Here is a 17,775-nt window from a genome sequence, read left to right on the forward strand (position 1 = left end):
ATCAGCCGTAAAACTAAATATATCCATCTAACTTATTATATAACAAACAAATATACGAAATTATGGATGATTACGGATATACATAAAAAATAACTAAGTATTTCAAATTTGATGAAATTCGGGTAGAATTATCAAGAGATTTGAAGAAAAATGCGAAGGAAAGAGCAGAATTAACAACCAATATCAATGCTTCCAAAATTGAGAATGAGAAAATAAGGGCTACTATAAAAAAAGATTTTCCTCATGTAAAAAATCCAAGTAAAAATGATATCGTAAGATACAAGTTGTATCAGGAATTGTCTTATAATGCTTTCAAAAATTTATATACAGATGAAAAAATTGATTACGAAAAGCTTTATAGCAAAACTTACGATATAGACCACATTATTCCTCAGTCTAAAGTTTTTGATGATAGTTTTTCTAATAAAGTTTTGGTTCCGAGACAATCAAATTTAGATAAAGGAAATAAAACGGCTTATGATTTTATGTCTAATAAATCAGCTGAAAATCTTGAAAAATATTTATCAATTGTAGAAACATTATTTAAAGAAAAGAAAATAACTAAAGCCAAATATCAAAAATTATTAAAACAAGAATCTGAAATTGGTGATGGTTTTATCGATAGAGATTTACGCGACAGCCAATATATTGCCAAAAAAGCAAGAAATCTTTTGTATGAAATCTGTAGAGTAGTGACGCCAACTACGGGAAGTGTTACAGCCAGATTACGGGAAGATTGGGATTTGGTCAATATTATGCAGGAACTTAATTTTGACAAATTCAAAGCTTTAGGATTGACGGAAATGGTGGAGAAAAAAGATGGAAGTTTCAAAGAGAGAATTGTAGACTGGAGCAAAAGAAACGACCATCGTCACCACGCAATGGATGCTTTAACGGTGGCTTTTACCAAACATAATCATATTCAATATCTTAATTTTCTGAATGCCCGAAAAAATGAAACCCATAAAGAGCATAACGTTATTATAGGCATCGAAGACAAAGAAACGACCTGGAAAAAAGATGATGATGGAAATAAAAAAAGAGTTTTCAAATTACCTATTCCAAACTTCCGACAAGTTGCAAAAGAACATTTGGAAAATATTTTGGTTTCCCATAAAGCGAAAAATAAAGTCGTAACAAAAAATAAAAATAAGACCAAATCTAAAAACGGCGAAAGAACTAAAGTTGAATTGACGCCACGAGGACAATTGCACAAAGAAACCGTTTACGGAAAGTACCAATATTACATCAATAAAGATGAAAAAATAAGTGCGAAATTCAATGAAGAAATTATAAGTAAAGTAGCTCATCCTATTTATAAAAATCTTTTGCTTCAAAGGTTATCAGAAAATGAGAACGACCCGAAAAAAGCATTTGCTGGGAAAAACGTTCTGACTAAAAATCCTATTCACCTGAATGACGAAAAAACAGAAACACTTCCTGAAATTGTAAAATTAACTTGGCTGGAAGAAGATTATTCTATTCGAAAAGATATAACACCAGATAATTTTAAAGATGTAAAAACCATTGAAAAAATATTAGATGAAGGTGTTAAGAGAATTTTACTCCGCAGACTAAATGAATTTGATAACGACCCGAAAAAAGCATTTTCAGATTTAGAGAAAAATCCAATTTGGCTCAATGAAGAAAAAAGAATTTCCATCAAAAGAGTAACAATTTCCGGAGTGAAAAATGCTGAATTTTTACATTATAAAAAAGACCATTTTGGAAATGAAATTTTAGATGATAATGGTCAGAAAATTTCAGTCGATTTTGTGAGCACTGGAAACAATCATCACGTTGCTATTTACCGAGACGAAAAAGGAAATCTTCAGGAAAGAGTAGTATCCTTGTTTGATGCGGTACAGCTTGTTAATTCAGGAGAACCAGTGATTGACAAAACGTATAATCAAGGTTTGGGCTGGCAATTTTTATTTACGATGAAACAAAATGAATATTTTGTTTTCTCTAATGAAAAAACAGGATTTAATCCTAAAGAAATTGATTTATTAGATGCGGAAAATAAGAAAAAGATTAGCCCAAATTTGTTTAGAGTGCAGAAAATTTCAAGTAAAGATTATATGTTTAACAATCATTTAGAGACTGTTGCTATTTCTGGAGAAATTTTAAAAACAAAAAAAGAATTGTCGGGAGTAATGTATCATTATATTCAAACACCTGCGAGATTAAAAGACATTATAAAAGTCCGTCTCAATCATCTTGGAGATATTGTAAAAATCGGAGAATATTAAAACATAACCTTATGATTACCCGCTCCATCTACATCGGCAATCCCGCGTACCTCAAGCTCAAAGACGAGCAAATGCATATTCTTTGTCCGGAAACGAAAGAAATGAAAGGCAAAGTTCCGGTGGAAGACCTGGGTTTTCTGATGTTAGACCATTTTCAGATCACCATTTCCCATCAGCTGATACAAAAGATGATGGGAAACAATGTAGTCGTTGTAAGTTGTGACGCGCACCATTTGCCACACGGGATTATGCTTCCGATTTATGGCCATACCGAACATTCCGACAGGGTGAAAGACCAACTAGAAGCCAGCGAACCCTTGAAAAAACAACTTTGGAAACAAACCATCGAATGTAAAATTGAAAACCAGAAACAAGTTTTGATGAGGTTGGGAAATTATTACGAACCCATGATTGACTATCAAAACAACGTAAAAAGTGGTGATATTACCAATATGGAAGGCATTGCGGCGAAACATTATTGGAAATACCTCATCAGTCTCGATTTCCTCAGGCAACGTTTCGGGGAGTCGCCCAATCCGTTTTTCAATTTCGGATACGCCGTGCTTCGAAGCATTGTCGCGAGAGCGATTGTAGAGACCGGACTTCTTCCTGTTCTCGGTATTTTCCATAAAAATAAATACAATCCATACTGCCTTGCCGACGATTTAATGGAGCCATATCGTCCCTTTGTAGACTTGCTCGTGATGCAGTGGTTGCAAAAAAATCCCGAAAACGAAGAACTTACCAAAGAATTCAAAGCCCATATTCTGCAGATTGCCACCAAAGACGTAAAAATAGATGACAAAACACGCCCATTGCTCATCGCCGTAAAAACTACTGCTTCCTCGTTGTACAAATGTTACACCGGCGAAAAACGATTGATTTCCTATCCCGAATTAATATAATAAAACAATTAATTTGGGCAGCTTTTCCGCCCTCCGTTCCCGCTTTTTATACTTTTTCTGAGGAAAAAGTATAAAAGAGCTCCACTCAGGTCGGGCTGCAACTCACAGATAAAAACAAAAGAAAGCCAAGAAACAACCATTTCAAAAAAACGAATGAATGCCGAAAGATTTAACGCTTACCGAATTATGTGGGTTTTAGTACTATACGATTTGCCAACCGAGACCAAAACCAATATGCGGGATGCCAACAAATTTCGCAAAGGCCTCATTGATGATGGTTTTACATTGTTCCAATTTTCAATGTATGTCCGCCATTGCCCGAGTCGAGAAAACGCCGAAGTACACATCAAAAGAGTAAAATTTATGCTTCCCAAAGCAGGGAAAGTAGCCATCATGTGCATCACTGATAAACAATTCGGAGACATAGAAATCTTTTTTGCCAGAAATCGAGAAGAACCACCACCAACCTTCCAACAGCTTGAATTATTTTAAATTTAGAATCCTAAAAACAAACAAAACCCATTGGAAAACAATGGGTTAAATTTTGAGGTTGTGTTATATCTCAAAGATACTCAAAAATGAAAGCAATTCACAACGTAAGTTTTGAACGAAAATAAAAACTCCGGGTTGTGTTATATCTCAAATATAAACGGCAAATTAAAAGGTCAAAAAAATTAAATTAAAAGGTCAAAAAAAACACGATTAATCAAATAATTAAAGCATCCGTTTTGGATGCTTTAATGCTTTTTTAAATGCCTTTTAAATGCTATTTATAAAGTTTATCAATCTTTCTTTGATTACTTTCTTATCTCTAACCCATTCAAATTCTATCTGACCTTTATTGTAAGGCGGATAAGGCACCTGAGGCGTTTTAAATTGAAACTTCTTACACAATGGGAATATATACCTATATGTATCAACTTTAAACGTTTTAAAGTCACCTAAAAGAAATGCAATATTATCACGAATGTATCTCGATTTAGATGTTGAATTAGTTAAGTTTTGTTGATGTGTGATTTCTCCAGTGAGTTTGTTTTCCAAAAAGATTGTTTGGTGCTTTCCAAAATATTTAAAATTAGACGCTTTATAAATAGTTCCACAGCCTAAACGACCATCAGCAAATGATTGTACCGCCACTATGTCTGGATTTTCTTTTTTGAGGGCTTTTAAAGAGTGTGCTATCAGAATGCTTTCAGCATTTTTTCCCAACTTATCAGATATCCACATTCTATTTAATTCTATCATCATTGCATCAGGATTGGGATGATAGAATATTTTTGCCTTTGCATTCTTCATATACCCATAACTTGCCACTCCAAGACAATCATTTTCATCTTCTGAACCTACGTGAAAGATGCCAAAATTGTACATCCCAAAACTCGCATTATTCCATTTTTTCGAGTAATGATTATTTATAATTAACTCTTTTGCTTTTTGTTTACTGATTAGTTTTATAACTAATTCGCCTAAATTTTTACTTATTATTTTAATCTCCATAAATATTGTTTAAATTTGCACCTCCTACAGTACTGAACAACAAAGCCAGCCAAAGAAGACATTTCGTCCTCCATGGCTGGCTTTGTTGCTATTAAAATACTGTAGGAAGTTTTTAATTTGGAGGACGTTTTTTAATTCCTTTCCTCCATTGGAATTTTAATTTCTAAATAAATGTACTTGAGCCTATATCTGTCATAGTCCACCCTGTAAAAGTTAGAATGAATTCAGTAGTTCGACCACTTTGTATAGTTGTCACCAAATTACCATCACGATATACTTTAACCACGGCTGAAAGATTGTTGTTAGTATAAACAGTAATTTTTTTTCCTTGAATATGATTAGCACTTGTCAAGTATAGCTCCATGTCACCTCTTGCATACACATCTAAATGCGTATCATCTGTTGATGGAGTAAATGCAGCTCCTGCCTGAACTTCGATGTATTTAACCAAAGTTCCGGCAAAATCATTAATATCCCTGATTCCACCATCTGCCATAAATGCAAGATTATTATCATTGGGATAATCTGGATGGATGATTCCTTTTGCTGAAATATTACCATTGTCGTCTAACTTCACGTAACCAGCCTGAGCATGGTTGCCCCATAAATAAGCATCATACCATTCGTCTGAACGACCAAAATCTCTTGTAACTAAATTACTATCGTGTTGTATTCTGAAAATTCTTTCAAAAGTAGTACCACCATCATTTGATAAATCAAAACCAAAGCCTTCCGATAATGGACCACTATTTCTTATACAACCAGCTTTCCATATAGCTGAATAATGTCTGTAGTACCAACCCGCAACTATATTACCGCCTAATTGATTACCTGTTTTTAGTGATTGTATTAAGTTTTGATCGTCACCTTTTAAAAGAAGTTCAGCTCCAGCCTCAAAAGTTTTATAATCCGTAATACTTTGAGCAGTATTAGTTGTTACAAAGTTTGCACTAACATAACCTAAGTTGACAGCGTGAGGCAATAATGTCGGATTTGGAACAACTGGACTTTGTAAAAAGGTTTTAGTATTCGTGAAAGTTTGCACACCTGCCAAAGTAGCATAGCCAGCCAATTGCGTATTTAAATCAGACTGGTTTACTTTACCCGTAATTTGCCCAAAATTAACGGCTTGGTCAGCTACAGTAGCATTAGGTACTCTGGGTGATGCATTAAATGTATTAATCCCATAAAATTGATTGTTCTCCCCTCTATGTGGAAATTGTGGCGCAAAACTATGAGATACGTGACGAAACCCTATATTTGACAGATATATCAATCCACTTTCCGGGGAGGCGTTTGAAAGCTTAAATCTAACCGCTTTTATAGAAGCAGTACCTGGCGAACTTTCGGGGAATAAAAACAACCCACTCTGAGGAATCAGAGACATATTCTGAACAGTATAAGCGGATGGTGCGTACCACACATTATTTATATCCATTACCTCTACAGCACAATTTCTAAACTGGCTGCCAGCACTTAATCTGGTCTGTATGAATGGTTGCCAAAGCCCTCTACTGTAATTATCTAAAATTGATGCAAAAGTAATAGTAACAACAAGCTCTGTAGTTATGTCAGCTCCATTTATTCTAGCAAAATCAGGCTTTTGATTAAAAAGAATGCTATTGAAGAAACCTAAACCTCCGTTAAATGACCCTGAGCCGCTTAAAATTGAAGTTACCGTATGTTCTTTATCCGCAAGAGCCAACATGTTTCTATCATATAACCCTGTAAAAGATGTATCTGCAATCTCGCCACCTATAGCAAGTACTTTGTTTGTAAGTCTTTGTGGTATTTGAGCATTAGGTATTTGGACTGTGGCATCTAATGTAGCCACACCATTAGCAACAGCTCTCTGAGATAGAGGTATATAATTTGCTAACTGAGGAATTGTATCTATACTATTTAAAATAGTTCTCCAAGTACTCCAATTTGTACCATTGTATCTTCTTATGAAAGTTGTTAGATTATTATCTGTATATTCTTGAATTATTCTAAGTGTTGTAATAGAAATTTGATATACCTTTAAACTTCCAATTACTGTAGTTGGGTAACTGTTAGCAATAGTAGCATTACTAGTGTTGGCTTGTATATAAAAACCAGGGGTTATAATCGTATCTAAATTTTGTGCTAATAAAAGTATTGGATTTTTTGGTATTGAACCAATTGTATTATTATCAACCCAACTTCTAGTTGCTATTATTTCAGGCACTATGTTCACCAAAGATTTATACGTATCAGGAACTGTCGGATTTGAAGTTTCTAATGTTTGTGACCACCCCTTTGACCAATCTATTGCGGTGTTTGATAAAGACGCTTGAACTCTTATCACTTCAAAAGTGGTATAGCTCCCCCAAACTGTGTTGATCTCTCCAAGATTAATACACACATTTCCAGAGATATCAATGCCTACATTAATGACTGTTGATGGTAGATTATCTGTGCATTCCCACAATGCCACTCTTCCTGTAGTACTTATTGTCGTGCCTGTAGATTTGTAGAACGCGACTCTAAGTTTTCCCAATATTCGATTACTATAATCACAGAAATTGATATCAACAGTAAACATAGTCGCCGCAGTGCTTGCCTGAGGGAATTTAAAAGATAAAATTCCATTTTGGCCAACATTTGGATTTGATTTTTGAAAAACGTTATTAAAAATACGCATTCCATTTTCAAATTTTGAGATAGAGCCTGATGTAAAATTTAAGTTTTTATCAGCCAGTGTTAAATCAGAAGTAGCACCAGTATATGTAACACTTTTATTTAGTTGATTAAGATTAACTGCGTGATTGCCTAACATTCCATCAGGGATAACAGGGCTTTGTGTGAAGGTTTTTTGAGCGATTATATTCTGAGCCGTATTTGTCGTCACATAGCTGTTATTATCAACAGAACCATCGCCTTTTAAAAACTGAACTGCTGTTCCTTCAGTGATTTTGAATCCTTTGGAGGATATGTAATAAGAATATTTTACATCCATTTTTTATACTTCTAAATTTCTAACAAAAACTGAGATTGGATTTGGTGGTGTTGAGTCAAATTCGATAGCGCAACTTAAATTATCGATAGGTTTTATTCTTCCATAAACCTTGTACAACGTTACCGTATCACGCATTAGAATTTCCACGTTTAGCGTGTTTAAATTATGCGTAATTGTTGCAGTTCCGGAAATTGATGTCGTATAGCTCTTTGTAGTATTCGTTCCTGCTGTAACACGTCCTTTAGCATCTACTGTAACTTCATCATAAGTTCCTGCTGTTACTCCTGTTGCTGCTAAGGTCAATGCTGAAGTTACATTTGCCGATCCGTCAAAAGTTGTTGACCAAGTAGCATCACCTGTTGCAGCGATTGTTCTTGGTGTTGTTAATTTTGCAGCCGACCCAGTTGTATTTATACCAGCTGTTCCTGTTAATAATGTAGCCGGAACAGCGGTGATAGGTATTGTCACGTTTCCGGTACCGTCAATCGTTTGCGTGGTGGCTACAACACCTGATAGGGTAATCGTTCTCGGTGTAGTCCATTTAGTTGCCGAAAGAACGCTTTTTGCTGCATCTGCCGTATTATCAACATTACCTAAACCAACATCTGATTTACTAAGGACTACAACTCCTTGTTGTCCGTTTACAGAATCTACCGCTCCTGAAGTAATGTAAACAAATGTACTTCCAGACCATCTGTACGTTTTGTTCGTATCAAGCGCAACGTAGATTTTTCCGGTTTCTTTTTTTGAAGCTGGTAAAGCGTTCAAAGCAGCTAAAGTTGCAGCCTCGATAACATCATCTACATAAGATGGCAATTGATCAGCTGGAATCTGTCCGTTTGCTCCCAAAGTAGCAACGCCATTGGCAACACCTTTTTGTGAGATAGGAATATAGTTGGCTAAATCTGCTGTTGTAGGCATAGAACCAAGATAAACAGTAATACCATTAGCAGTCTGAGTAACTCCTGTAACAACGTTTCCTGTTCCGGAAGTTGTAACAGGCAATGAAAATGAAGTACCCGTCAATGTCAAACCATTACCTGCTGTATAGGTCGTATCTGTTGACGCTAAAGTGATTGTTCCGGCTGTCTGCGTAATTGCCATGTTTGCCCCGGCTGCCAAAGTAATATCACCAGAAGTAAAAGCTCCGGCAGCACCGCCTTTTATTCTTGTTACCGTGTCAGGAGTTGTGAATGCTCTGTTTGCTGACAAATCATAACTTGTACCGTTTATAGTTATCGTTCTTGTTGTCGGAACGTAGTTTGCAGGCGTGAAGTTCCCATCGTGCCAAAATGAAGCTAAACTTTTTGTCCCACCATCAGCGGTGATTATGTCATCATCTGTTTTGCCAGCAATTTTATAACCTACAGAAGTTCGGTAATATGCATATTTAATATCGCTCATGATTTTTCGTTTTTATATTTTTTTGATTGTAACGTTAATATTGTTTGTAGGCTTGCTGTCAAAGGCTATATAGATATTGTTAGCATCTACTATTTTGATTTTTAATGGGAGTTTGTACAGTGTTACAGTGTCATACGCCTCGCAAACAAAATCATAGCTGTTTAGGTTATGCGTAAAAAATGAATCGTCCGTGATGATAATCGTTTCCCGTGTTCCAGCTCCTGATTCAATTGCTTGAATTTTATCGTAGACTACATCATTAAATTGATTTTGAAGATTCAAAGCTCCCCAGCGAGCATAATTGGCTACGAGCTCGACCTTATCATCTTTCGTGTTTCCAACTGAAATTTGCTTTAACAACTCTATGTCTTCACGGTTTTTCTTAATGAAATTAACTATCTCCTGAAGCTCGTCGAGGTCTAAATCGTTAGATACAAGCATTTCTTTGATTTCTTCAATAGTTTGATAGCTTCCATTTACTTGCTCACGGAACACTTCAAGCATGCCTATTACCTGTTTTTTCGTATATACATTGCCAATGATTACTGTTTCGTCATCATCTTCGGAATCGACAACTGCAATATTCGCAAGTCCTAAAGCTTTTTTCCAGCTGATAACATCTGCAGGTAATAAATTACTACCGTCCTTCTTTGCAAGATTTATTATTTTTGAATTTACATCGTCTTTAAATCCGTTGAAAATGTTATTGGTAACAGTATTTTCAAAGATAGCTGCAAGTCCTTCAACCTCGTTTAATGGGATTTTGTTTTCTTTGTGCCTGAATGAGGCAAATGTTGTTCTAAATTGGTCTTGAGTTGGAATATCTCCGGTCTCAAACCATCCGAAAATCTCTATTAATGATGCCATGCTATTGAAAGTTTGGTTCTATAAAAATTACAATTTCGTAAGGTGGAAGAATTTTAAAGGCTTCATCGTTTCCTACTTGTTCAGATTCGATGTTCTTCCAGTTCCATTGGTTTCCGCCTCCGTCAAAACCTCCTAATCCTTGATTACCACCATACGGCTGCAAAATCGATGTTCTGACTTTAAATTTCGGCAGGTTGTTTTTTGATAAGGTGACCGTTTTGGAACCAAATGAAAGTCCAAAACTTGAAAAATCAGGATCAAACTGATTATAACCGAAAACTGTTTTCCCACTTAAATCAGTACATTCTTTCCAACCCAAAGGAATTTCAGAAGCGGGCTTCCGAAAGATAAAAGCAACACCGCCATTTTCAATGGGAGCGGTTTTAAATTCCACTTTTTTCACTCTTTTTTCAAGTGCTTCAAGCGTAATTTTGTCTGCTTTTCCTGCTAAACTTGCCTGAAGGCTTTTGATTGTTTGAAGCTTTACAAATTCAGTCCACGGAAAAAGATTGGGAGCAACTGCATTTCCGAATTTTACGGTTTTTATTTTCACCAAAACCTTGCTTGTTTGATCTTGAAATGTTTTATAAACCTGACTTTCATGGATAAATACATTAGTATCTATTAAGCCACCTTCAAAAACTAATATCTCGCCATTAATTGCAACCACACCTGAATTAACCGTTGTTGTTGAACCTGAAACAAAATCACACCCTGAGATAATTGTCATGTGTCCTGCCAAATCTCCAATTGCATCATAAAGCTTTATTGAGTCAACAATCTGAGCCATTAGATTATTTGTCAACGGTACACCGCCAGTTTGAAGGAATTCAATGTTAAGTTTCATATTAAACTATTTGTATTTTGTATTGTTTGCTTTGCAGCATATAATATTCGATTTCTGCCTTCAACTGAAGTTCGTTTATTCCGGAGTTTGGGATTTTAACAAGAAAATCAAAGTCAGAATAGAGTTCAGCTTCAGTGTATAAGTATATTGGGTTTTCATCCCCAAACAGCCACTTTGTTTTTGTTTTAAACTGATCGTCTTCAGCCTCAGTGTAGAGATATTTTTCATCAAACAACACCGCCTTCACAATTTCAATCCTTCGTTCCAACGGGTCAAAAATATCATTAAGCCTTTTTTGCATTGAAAACTTTTGACAGGTGGTTTTTAAGCGAATTAAATTCTGTTTACGAGCTTTTAAAAACTCATTAAAGAGTAATTCAACAGGCGCAATCATGACTAAAACAATTGCCGTAAAAACTGACATTCTGTTAAATGTCGGAAGCCACTCAATCGCAAGTTTTCTAAAATCGATATTAAATACTTCATCTTTCATGATACATATTGTAAGGCTGTAAAATCTTCTATTTTAAATCTTCCGGACGCTGGAATTACTGCCATCGAAACAGGTTGGTACAAGCCATACCCATTTAAAGCGGGATCAATCCATTTGGACTCAATTTGTAGAGTTTGCAAATCAATAACCCCATCGACTGCCAGTATTGAAGCTTCAAGCTTTTGTATGCTTAGTTCTCCATCAAATGGGAGATTCTTCAGGAAGTTCTCAATTGCAACTTGTACGGGATAAGATGCCGTCAAAATTGCCATTCCGGATGCATTTAATACCAAAGGATCAACTTTGATTTTAAAAGCAAATTTTAGCATATCAGGATTATAGTTTAAAACCGTTACATGGTCGCCAGCGGGCGAAATTTCTTCTATATATTTAGAAAATGCAATCATCACATCGTTAGGAAAAATTGCATTCAAATCTTCAGGTGCAATTTTTAAAACAATTTTAGCACGTCCGTTGTCAATTACACGGCTACAAGCGGCATATTTGACAATTTTTGATTCTTCAATTTTTTCATCATTTGCCACAACTTCTACATCGTTTTCGATATAGGTGTTTTTAAATTGGTCGCTGTCCTCCACGAGATCAAAGCCGTATTGAAATCGTAAAGCTTCGAAGCGATATCTTCGCAAATTGAAAACTTTTTGATTAGCAATTAATTCTCTGATCTCCTGAAGGTGTAGCATCGCTGCTAATGAGAAATTATAAAGCACCCAAGCGAACACCTGAAACAATTGGCTCCACATTGAAGTTTTAGAAGTACTATCTAAACTTACAAGAGCTGTTTTCTTTGCTTTTTCGGCTAATAATTCGGCTAAAATTTGCTCAAATGTTTTATTCATATCTATGATTTACCGTTAAGCTGTTTATATTTTCCTAATTCTCTTGTAAGGTTTTCAACCTTTCTTTCAAGCTCGTGAATCTGATCAGTTGCTTCTGAGAATTTTTTGATTACTTCCTGTTTTTCAATTTCTGAAAGATGAAGAGCGGAAATAGCTCTCTCAAGACGTACACCAAGATCATCAACTAATTTTTGATAATAGAGTAGTCCCTTATCGAAATTGTCAATTTGCACGCTGTCTACATCAACATTAGCTTTCTTTCTTCCGAAAAACCAACCACCAACCCCGCTTGCTACACCGGCTATCAAAAGACCGAAGTTTTCTAAAAATATTTTTTCCATTATCCAACTTTAAAACTGTTTGAAATTTTCATTATGCCTATTCCTTTAGGCTGTGGTATTAGTTCTTTTTGTGCCGGTGTTAAACCAGTTGCAGGAATACTGTTACGACCATAAAGACTTTTTAAAACCAAGACGTCTTTTTCGTTATCGTTGTAAATAATTTCCTGACCTGCTTTTAATGCTTCTGAAGGTGAAGAATTATTTAATATTGCTAATTCAAAAGAGAAGATTACAGAACCATAGAGAGCAATTGATACATCCAACCAACTTTGATTCTCATAAACTTTATATGTATTGACCACTGACATCGATTCCGTTTTCTGTTATTTTCAAATTTTCCAACTGGAAGCCGTCCGCTGCTAATTGCACTCTGATTTCCCTGTCTAATAATCTTCCGATTACTCCGTTTTTGGCGGATAAAATATTGCAACCCGCTTCGGGATTTAATTTAAACTCGCCTTGCTTACTCATCAACATTAATTCTACAGATTGCTCCTGACTGTCGCCAATTACAAAATCTCCGTTTTTAATATCGAGATCATAGTCCTGTGTTAATAATAAATCATTCATTATGTAATTTTTCCCTGTGTTAAGATTCCGCCATTTGGAGGACAAATTCCGGTCACAGTTGCATCTTGTAATAGAGATTTTACAACTTCATAAATTGCCTCTACAAGAAAATCCAAAGATTCATCCGCTGAAGTAATATTATTACGAGCCTGTTGTAGTTTAGCTTTTATGTTTGCTTTTACTTGATTTTCTGTTAAAGGCATTTTAAAACTATTTTAAAAAGTTATTAAATCGTGTTTCAAGCTGTTTAAAATCCATATCCGTCAATAATTTGATGGTGATTCCGGAATTGGTTTGAAATACCATATTCCGGCAAGCGGTTATAAAATCGCCCATTAATTTTTTAAGCGTTTCATTTTCTTTTTTTAATAGAAAACCATCTTTATCAATCTGCATTTCAACACCTGATATTTTCAGTCTGAATTTCAAAAGCTCGGAAGGATTAACGACGACAGCTATTGTTTTGGTTACAAAAACCACACATACCAATGATCCTGTTTTTGGTTCTAAATACAAACTTCCGTTTTCATCATCGGTCACCAGATAGGCATCAAATATTTCTGAACTACCATCTAACGGTTTTAAATCAGCTGTTTTGTTTTCCTCATCAACTGACATGACCTCGCATATTTTTGCGTAAATCTCGTCTCCATTACTCGCTAATTTTTGGATAATTTCTTTCATTATTTTAAGCTCAGTGGTTGCCCCAACTCAATTTTTTGTCTGTAACCTGACATTCCAAAAGAGGTTTCGTTTTTCTTCACTAAGTAAACACCACTATTGCCGTCACTGGCTGTAATATCGACCATATCACATTTGTAAATTTCTGGTTGTCCGAAGGTTTCAAAACTCCCTTTAAAACCGCTTTGCTTATACCTGTCTAAAGCCTGTTGAGCATATTTTTTTAATTCTGTTTCTGTGATTCCGTCAATTCTTATTTTTAAAACATCCCCGTCTTTATCACCGATTTCAATCTCTGTTTTTTTATGTTTAGCGTTGAAGGTTTGCGCTTCAACTTTTGCACGGATATCTGCTTTGTCACGGTATTCAAAATCTTCTGTAATGAGATTTTTACCGTACATAATTTTTACTTTTTTTCTATTGTCAGCCGGATAAGCTAAACCAACGTATAAAACACTTTGGTTATTAATCCTTCTGAAGTAAGAAGAAAGCATTTGCTTTTCTTTTAATTCCTGTAATTCTTCGGCGACCGTTGCTTTCGTTATTCGCCAATTGCCAACCATAATAGATTTATCGATTAGCGTATATTTTATTCCTGTGGCATCCAAAAGATGTTTAAGAATATCGTTTAGCGATGCGTTTTTAAACGCTTTCGGTTTTGCCTTTTGTGTTTTAAGTAGAAACATTCCATCTTCACACTTTATCGTGATTGGCACTTTAGCATCTACACTACGTACATACCCCGTAAAACGCACTTGCAAATCATTGTCATAACCTAATTTAACAGTGATTTTATCACCTCTTTTTACTGGAGGTTTTCCGTTTATCGTAACCGCCTGTTCCCATTTAATTTTTTTAGGAAGTTTAAGTTCACAGGTATCTGTAAGATTTGAAATATCTTCTACTAAAAGACATTCTGAAACCTCATTGAAACGCCATATTTTATCGCCTTCAATTGTAATTTCACTGCGTAACTTTAACATTGTCTTCCGGTTTTAATTTAATTTCGTAAGGTTTATCGCTCAATAAAATCATTTGTATTGACTGCCTGTTACTGTGAGTTTCTTGAGTGAGATAAAAACTTTTAACTACTACGGAATCAATATTAAAAATCTTTAAAAAGTCTGATTGTACCTCAAGCGTTTCCGGAAGATTCAATATTTTCTGTAGTTCAATAACCTTATCAATAGGATATTCCAAACTTGCACCTGTATCATCGCCTTCAGTATAATTGTTTATCCCAGCATCAACTGTAATTGAATAATCACCGTCTGAAATGTATTCTTTAATTGTTCCATTTCTTCCCTGTAAAGCCGTACTAACAATATTTTTTTCTTGAGTAACCGTGATAATACATTCTATAAATTCAAATTCAGTTATAATTTTGTTTACCTCATCTATATAACGTAAAGCCAAAGAAGTCAACCAGCTTTGCCCTTCAAGTTCTTTCAGGCTTTGAAACACTGGATTCCCTTCATTTCCTATGGTTTCAGAGACTTTAAAAGGTTTTGCGGTTTGCATTCCATAGCGGAAAGCTAAATTCACTGCTGTACCTCTTACCAACTGTTCAGCATTGGGAAAACTATATCTTACTATTTCCATTATTCAGCAAGTGTAAAATCGGCAGAAGCTGTTAATAATGCTTCTTGTACCATTTGTTTGATTGATTCTTTACTCATGGTAGTACCGTTTTGATTATAGATATTAAGATTCTCTACAAGCTTGGTAATATTTAGATTTCTAACTTTATTGCCGGAATCACCATCACCATCCTTTTTCTTTTTTGCTTTTTTAGCGGCATCATCACCAAAAGTTGTTTGCTTCATTGGACTTCCTTTCGCCACGTCAAATATTGATTTATGACTATCGTCTTTTGGAACATCTGTTTTTTCGTCTTTTTTGTTTTTTTCTGCCTGATCTTTATCAAAACTTGCAGCACCTTTTAAAGCACCTTCAGTATAAGCAACTGAAACATTTTTCATCCCGTCACCGGAAAAGAGTTTATTCCATAAATCTTTGATAGGCTTTAGAACTCCTTGAAGTTTATTCATAATTTTATCCAATAACTCAACAATCCATTTCCAAACTCCACTAAACGCATCACGTATAGGATTGATGATTGTTTCCGCAATCCAAACACCGAAAGCTCCAAGTAGATTTTTTATCCAGTTCCAGACTTTTCCGATAACCCCAACAACCCAGTTAAATACGGTTTTTACGGTGTTCCAAATAAGCATGAATGAATTAACAAAAGCTGTATAAATAAACTCTGCAACAGGCTTTATAATTGAATTCCAAACCCACGAAATTGCGTCACCAATGCCACTTACAACAACTTTTAAAACTTCCCATATAGAAAGAAATATCGATTTGTAGATATTGAAAATAAACATGGCTATCGGTTTTAAAATCAAATTCCAAAGCCGGGTCACAAAAACCCCGATATTGTAGAATACCGCTTTTCCAGCTTCCCAAACTCCAAAGAGAATTTCACGAAACTTTCTTGAGTGATCCCATAATAATTTTATTGCTGCAATAAGAACCACAATACCTGCAATGATCCATCCGATAACAGGAATGTTCATTATTGACAGAGAAAATGCATTCACGGCTAAAGTTGCTCTTAAATAACCATTTCCGATAGCTGTAATTGTAGATGCGTAAATACGATTTACAATAGCTCCTATACCCCTACTTGTAGTATTTCGAGTTTGTGCGGCTGTATTGGCTTCTGTAGCTGTTGTACTGGCAAAAAGTCTTGGGAAAAACGCTTCCAAAACGGATTTTATGGCTGTTATAGAATTAGCAAATTCAGCGGCTGCATTAATAGCCATAACTGTATGTTGGATGTATGGTAAGTAAGCTTCAGTAGCGTTAAATATGGCAATTTTATAATCATCAATGATTGCTTTTGCACGATTCATTTTCTCCTGATAGGTTCCCATAATAACAGTCGCCTGATCGGCTGCTGAATTTGTATTTACCATTTTTTTAGCCATTTCGTCAGTAGCATCAGCTCCCTGAATCATTGCTATACCCGCTGCCATGTTTTCTTTACCGAAAACCTTTGTCATTAATGCGGTATCACCTTGAATTTTTCTAAGCGTTCTTAATCTGTCAGTTAAAGGAATGGAAGCATTTGCAAGATATTCCGTAGAAATTCCGGCAGCAGCTAATCCGGCAGTGGCATCTTTAGAAGCGAAACGACCTTCTGATAATGTTGTTAGAACGTTTCTCAGTGCGATACCGCCCTCACTTCCTTTTTTACCCGCTTTATCCAATAGCTGAATTTGCGCATTCGTTTCTACGAAGGAAAGACCGGTTGTTTTGGCAACCATTCCGACCTGCTCTAATGCAGACTGTATTTGTGGAAGTTCCGCAGAACCTTCCTGCGCACCAGCTGACATAACATTCATCATATCCGCCATGATCTTAGCTGCTGCAATCGGGTCTTTTGTACTAACTCCGAATTGGTTCATCGATGTTGTAAGTACATTGGTCGCAGCAACGGTATCACCACCCATTTGTTTCGAAAGGATGTTTGAATTTTCACCCATCATTTTCATTGCTTCAGCGCTTTGAGCGATTTCAGGGCTTAATTGTGACAGAATGAGTTTATAAGATTCTACGTTTTGAGAAACGTCTGTACCAAAGGTTTTTGCTGTGCTTCTTGCAGCCATTTCGATATCTTTCAACCCTTGACCAGTAACTCCAGTAATGGCGGAAAGCTCAGCCATGTTGGTATTTAATTTTACACCTGGTGCAATCAGATCATCCATCTGACGCTTCAAAGAGTTGATACCTTCAGCTGCAAGATTTACAGACAATAATGCTTTGTAGCAATCACCAAAAGCCCTTGTAGTTCTACCGACTGCATCATTAACACCATCCAAACCAAGATTGATTTGAGGAAAAATTTGTCCACCATTGGTGGAGAAATTAATGTTATATGTTGCAGTATTCGTTGACATTCTGTAACTTCGTTTTAAAGCTTTTGGAAATGATAATTTTTGGTTATAAGATCACCCGTTTAGGATGGCTGTTTTTAATCAGCATATTGATTTCGTTAATCAATCCT

17 protein-coding genes and 1 pseudogene are annotated in these 17,775 nt (G+C 35.6%); 3 read left to right on the top strand and 15 right to left on the bottom strand.

The genetic code is table 11. The features are described 5' to 3' along the window. Nucleotides 1-101 precede the first annotated feature (101 nt). The 3 genes and pseudogenes from cas9 to cas2 form a co-directional block, all read left to right on the top strand. Nucleotides 102-2,252, top strand: a pseudogene (gene cas9 / locus AB671_RS12610) (type II CRISPR RNA-guided endonuclease Cas9); the annotation flags it as partial. A gap of 11 nt (nucleotides 2,253-2,263) precedes the next feature. After that, complete coding sequence (gene cas1 / locus AB671_RS12615) at nucleotides 2,264-3,157, top strand: type II CRISPR-associated endonuclease Cas1 (RefSeq protein WP_066679551.1); 894 nt, start codon at nucleotides 2,264-2,266, stop codon at nucleotides 3,155-3,157. A gap of 153 nt (nucleotides 3,158-3,310) precedes the next feature. Next, nucleotides 3,311-3,649: a CRISPR-associated endonuclease Cas2 gene (gene cas2, locus AB671_RS12620; protein WP_066679552.1), complete on the top strand. Its 339-nt coding sequence runs from the start codon at nucleotides 3,311-3,313 to the stop codon at nucleotides 3,647-3,649. Nucleotides 3,650-3,916: 267 nt separating this feature from the next. Here the strand turns inward: cas2 and AB671_RS12625 are convergent, their stop codons facing one another. From AB671_RS12625 to AB671_RS12695, 15 genes are all read right to left on the bottom strand, one after another. After that, nucleotides 3,917-4,654: a hypothetical protein gene (locus AB671_RS12625; RefSeq protein WP_066679553.1), complete on the bottom strand. Its 738-nt coding sequence runs from the start codon at nucleotides 4,652-4,654 to the stop codon at nucleotides 3,917-3,919. 163 nt (nucleotides 4,655-4,817) lie between these two features. Then, nucleotides 4,818-7,634, bottom strand: coding sequence for a pyocin knob domain-containing protein (locus tag AB671_RS12630; RefSeq protein WP_066679554.1), 2,817 nt, complete (start codon nucleotides 7,632-7,634; stop codon nucleotides 4,818-4,820). Between the two features lie 3 nt (nucleotides 7,635-7,637). Continuing rightward, nucleotides 7,638-9,038 (bottom strand): hypothetical protein, encoded by a 1,401-nt coding sequence (locus tag AB671_RS12635; protein WP_066679555.1) that lies wholly within the window; start codon nucleotides 9,036-9,038, stop codon nucleotides 7,638-7,640. A 12-nt stretch (nucleotides 9,039-9,050) separates the two neighbouring features. Beyond that, a complete protein-coding gene (locus AB671_RS12640; protein ID WP_066679556.1) occupies nucleotides 9,051-9,905 on the bottom strand; it encodes a hypothetical protein in 855 nt (284 codons plus the stop codon). Nucleotide 9,906: 1 nt separating this feature from the next. Next, nucleotides 9,907-10,752, bottom strand: a complete 846-nt coding sequence (locus tag AB671_RS12645) for a hypothetical protein (RefSeq protein ID WP_066679557.1) — start codon at nucleotides 10,750-10,752, stop codon at nucleotides 9,907-9,909. A gap of 1 nt (nucleotide 10,753) precedes the next feature. Continuing rightward, nucleotides 10,754-11,245 (bottom strand): hypothetical protein, encoded by a 492-nt coding sequence (locus AB671_RS12650; RefSeq protein WP_066679558.1) that lies wholly within the window; start codon nucleotides 11,243-11,245, stop codon nucleotides 10,754-10,756. After that, nucleotides 11,242-12,105 carry a hypothetical protein gene (locus AB671_RS12655; protein ID WP_066679559.1) on the bottom strand — a complete coding sequence of 288 codons (864 nt, stop codon included), beginning with the start codon at nucleotides 12,103-12,105 and terminating at the stop codon, nucleotides 11,242-11,244. The genes AB671_RS12650 and AB671_RS12655 overlap by 4 nt, the downstream gene beginning before the upstream one ends. Before the next feature lie 2 nt (nucleotides 12,106-12,107). After that, on the bottom strand, nucleotides 12,108-12,446 hold the full coding sequence (locus AB671_RS12660; protein ID WP_066679560.1) for a hypothetical protein: 339 nt from the start codon (nucleotides 12,444-12,446) through the stop codon (nucleotides 12,108-12,110). Further along, nucleotides 12,446-12,754: a hypothetical protein gene (locus AB671_RS12665; protein WP_066679561.1), complete on the bottom strand. Its 309-nt coding sequence runs from the start codon at nucleotides 12,752-12,754 to the stop codon at nucleotides 12,446-12,448. Before AB671_RS12665 ends, AB671_RS12660 begins: the two co-directional genes overlap by 1 nt. Further along, on the bottom strand, nucleotides 12,732-13,016 hold the full coding sequence (locus AB671_RS12670; protein ID WP_066679562.1) for a hypothetical protein: 285 nt from the start codon (nucleotides 13,014-13,016) through the stop codon (nucleotides 12,732-12,734). The genes AB671_RS12665 and AB671_RS12670 overlap by 23 nt, the downstream gene beginning before the upstream one ends. Beyond that, nucleotides 13,016-13,219, bottom strand: a complete 204-nt coding sequence (locus AB671_RS12675; protein WP_066679563.1) for a hypothetical protein — start codon at nucleotides 13,217-13,219, stop codon at nucleotides 13,016-13,018. The genes AB671_RS12670 and AB671_RS12675 overlap by 1 nt, the downstream gene beginning before the upstream one ends. A gap of 7 nt (nucleotides 13,220-13,226) precedes the next feature. Beyond that, a complete protein-coding gene (locus AB671_RS12680) occupies nucleotides 13,227-13,700 on the bottom strand; it encodes a hypothetical protein (protein WP_066679564.1) in 474 nt (157 codons plus the stop codon). Continuing rightward, on the bottom strand, nucleotides 13,700-14,680 hold the full coding sequence (locus tag AB671_RS12685; RefSeq protein ID WP_066679565.1) for a hypothetical protein: 981 nt from the start codon (nucleotides 14,678-14,680) through the stop codon (nucleotides 13,700-13,702). The genes AB671_RS12680 and AB671_RS12685 overlap by 1 nt, the downstream gene beginning before the upstream one ends. Next, entirely contained in the window at nucleotides 14,661-15,299 is a 639-nt protein-coding gene (locus tag AB671_RS12690; protein WP_066679566.1) for a DUF6046 domain-containing protein, read from the bottom strand. The genes AB671_RS12685 and AB671_RS12690 overlap by 20 nt, the downstream gene beginning before the upstream one ends. Further along, nucleotides 15,299-17,668, bottom strand: a complete 2,370-nt coding sequence (locus AB671_RS12695; RefSeq protein WP_066679567.1) for a phage tail tape measure protein — start codon at nucleotides 17,666-17,668, stop codon at nucleotides 15,299-15,301. Before AB671_RS12695 ends, AB671_RS12690 begins: the two co-directional genes overlap by 1 nt. Nucleotides 17,669-17,775: the final 107 nt, after the last annotated feature.

Origin of the sequence: Chryseobacterium sp. BGARF1, from assembly GCF_001677955.1 — a bacterium.
Classification (GTDB): domain Bacteria; phylum Bacteroidota; class Bacteroidia; order Flavobacteriales; family Weeksellaceae; genus Chryseobacterium.

Bases quoted from the DNA above. Each gene is read 5' to 3' on its own strand.
- cas1 (WP_066679551.1), top strand. From the start codon at position 2,264: ATGATTACCCGCTCCATCTACATCGGCAATCCCGCGTACCTCAAGCTC.
- cas2 (WP_066679552.1), top strand. From the start codon at position 3,311: ATGAATGCCGAAAGATTTAACGCTTACCGAATTATGTGGGTTTTAGTA.
- AB671_RS12625 (WP_066679553.1), bottom strand. From the start codon at position 4,654: ATGGAGATTAAAATAATAAGTAAAAATTTAGGCGAATTAGTTATAAAA.
- AB671_RS12630 (WP_066679554.1), bottom strand. From the start codon at position 7,634: ATGGATGTAAAATATTCTTATTACATATCCTCCAAAGGATTCAAAATC.
- AB671_RS12635 (WP_066679555.1), bottom strand. From the start codon at position 9,038: ATGAGCGATATTAAATATGCATATTACCGAACTTCTGTAGGTTATAAA.
- AB671_RS12640 (WP_066679556.1), bottom strand. From the start codon at position 9,905: ATGGCATCATTAATAGAGATTTTCGGATGGTTTGAGACCGGAGATATT.
- AB671_RS12645 (WP_066679557.1), bottom strand. From the start codon at position 10,752: ATGAAACTTAACATTGAATTCCTTCAAACTGGCGGTGTACCGTTGACA.
- AB671_RS12650 (WP_066679558.1), bottom strand. From the start codon at position 11,245: ATGAAAGATGAAGTATTTAATATCGATTTTAGAAAACTTGCGATTGAG.
- AB671_RS12655 (WP_066679559.1), bottom strand. From the start codon at position 12,105: ATGAATAAAACATTTGAGCAAATTTTAGCCGAATTATTAGCCGAAAAA.
- AB671_RS12660 (WP_066679560.1), bottom strand. From the start codon at position 12,446: ATGGAAAAAATATTTTTAGAAAACTTCGGTCTTTTGATAGCCGGTGTA.
- AB671_RS12665 (WP_066679561.1), bottom strand. From the start codon at position 12,754: ATGTCAGTGGTCAATACATATAAAGTTTATGAGAATCAAAGTTGGTTG.
- AB671_RS12670 (WP_066679562.1), bottom strand. From the start codon at position 13,016: ATGAATGATTTATTATTAACACAGGACTATGATCTCGATATTAAAAAC.
- AB671_RS12675 (WP_066679563.1), bottom strand. From the start codon at position 13,219: ATGCCTTTAACAGAAAATCAAGTAAAAGCAAACATAAAAGCTAAACTA.
- AB671_RS12680 (WP_066679564.1), bottom strand. From the start codon at position 13,700: ATGAAAGAAATTATCCAAAAATTAGCGAGTAATGGAGACGAGATTTAC.
- AB671_RS12685 (WP_066679565.1), bottom strand. From the start codon at position 14,680: ATGTTAAAGTTACGCAGTGAAATTACAATTGAAGGCGATAAAATATGG.
- AB671_RS12690 (WP_066679566.1), bottom strand. From the start codon at position 15,299: ATGGAAATAGTAAGATATAGTTTTCCCAATGCTGAACAGTTGGTAAGA.
- AB671_RS12695 (WP_066679567.1), bottom strand. From the start codon at position 17,668: ATGTCAACGAATACTGCAACATATAACATTAATTTCTCCACCAATGGT.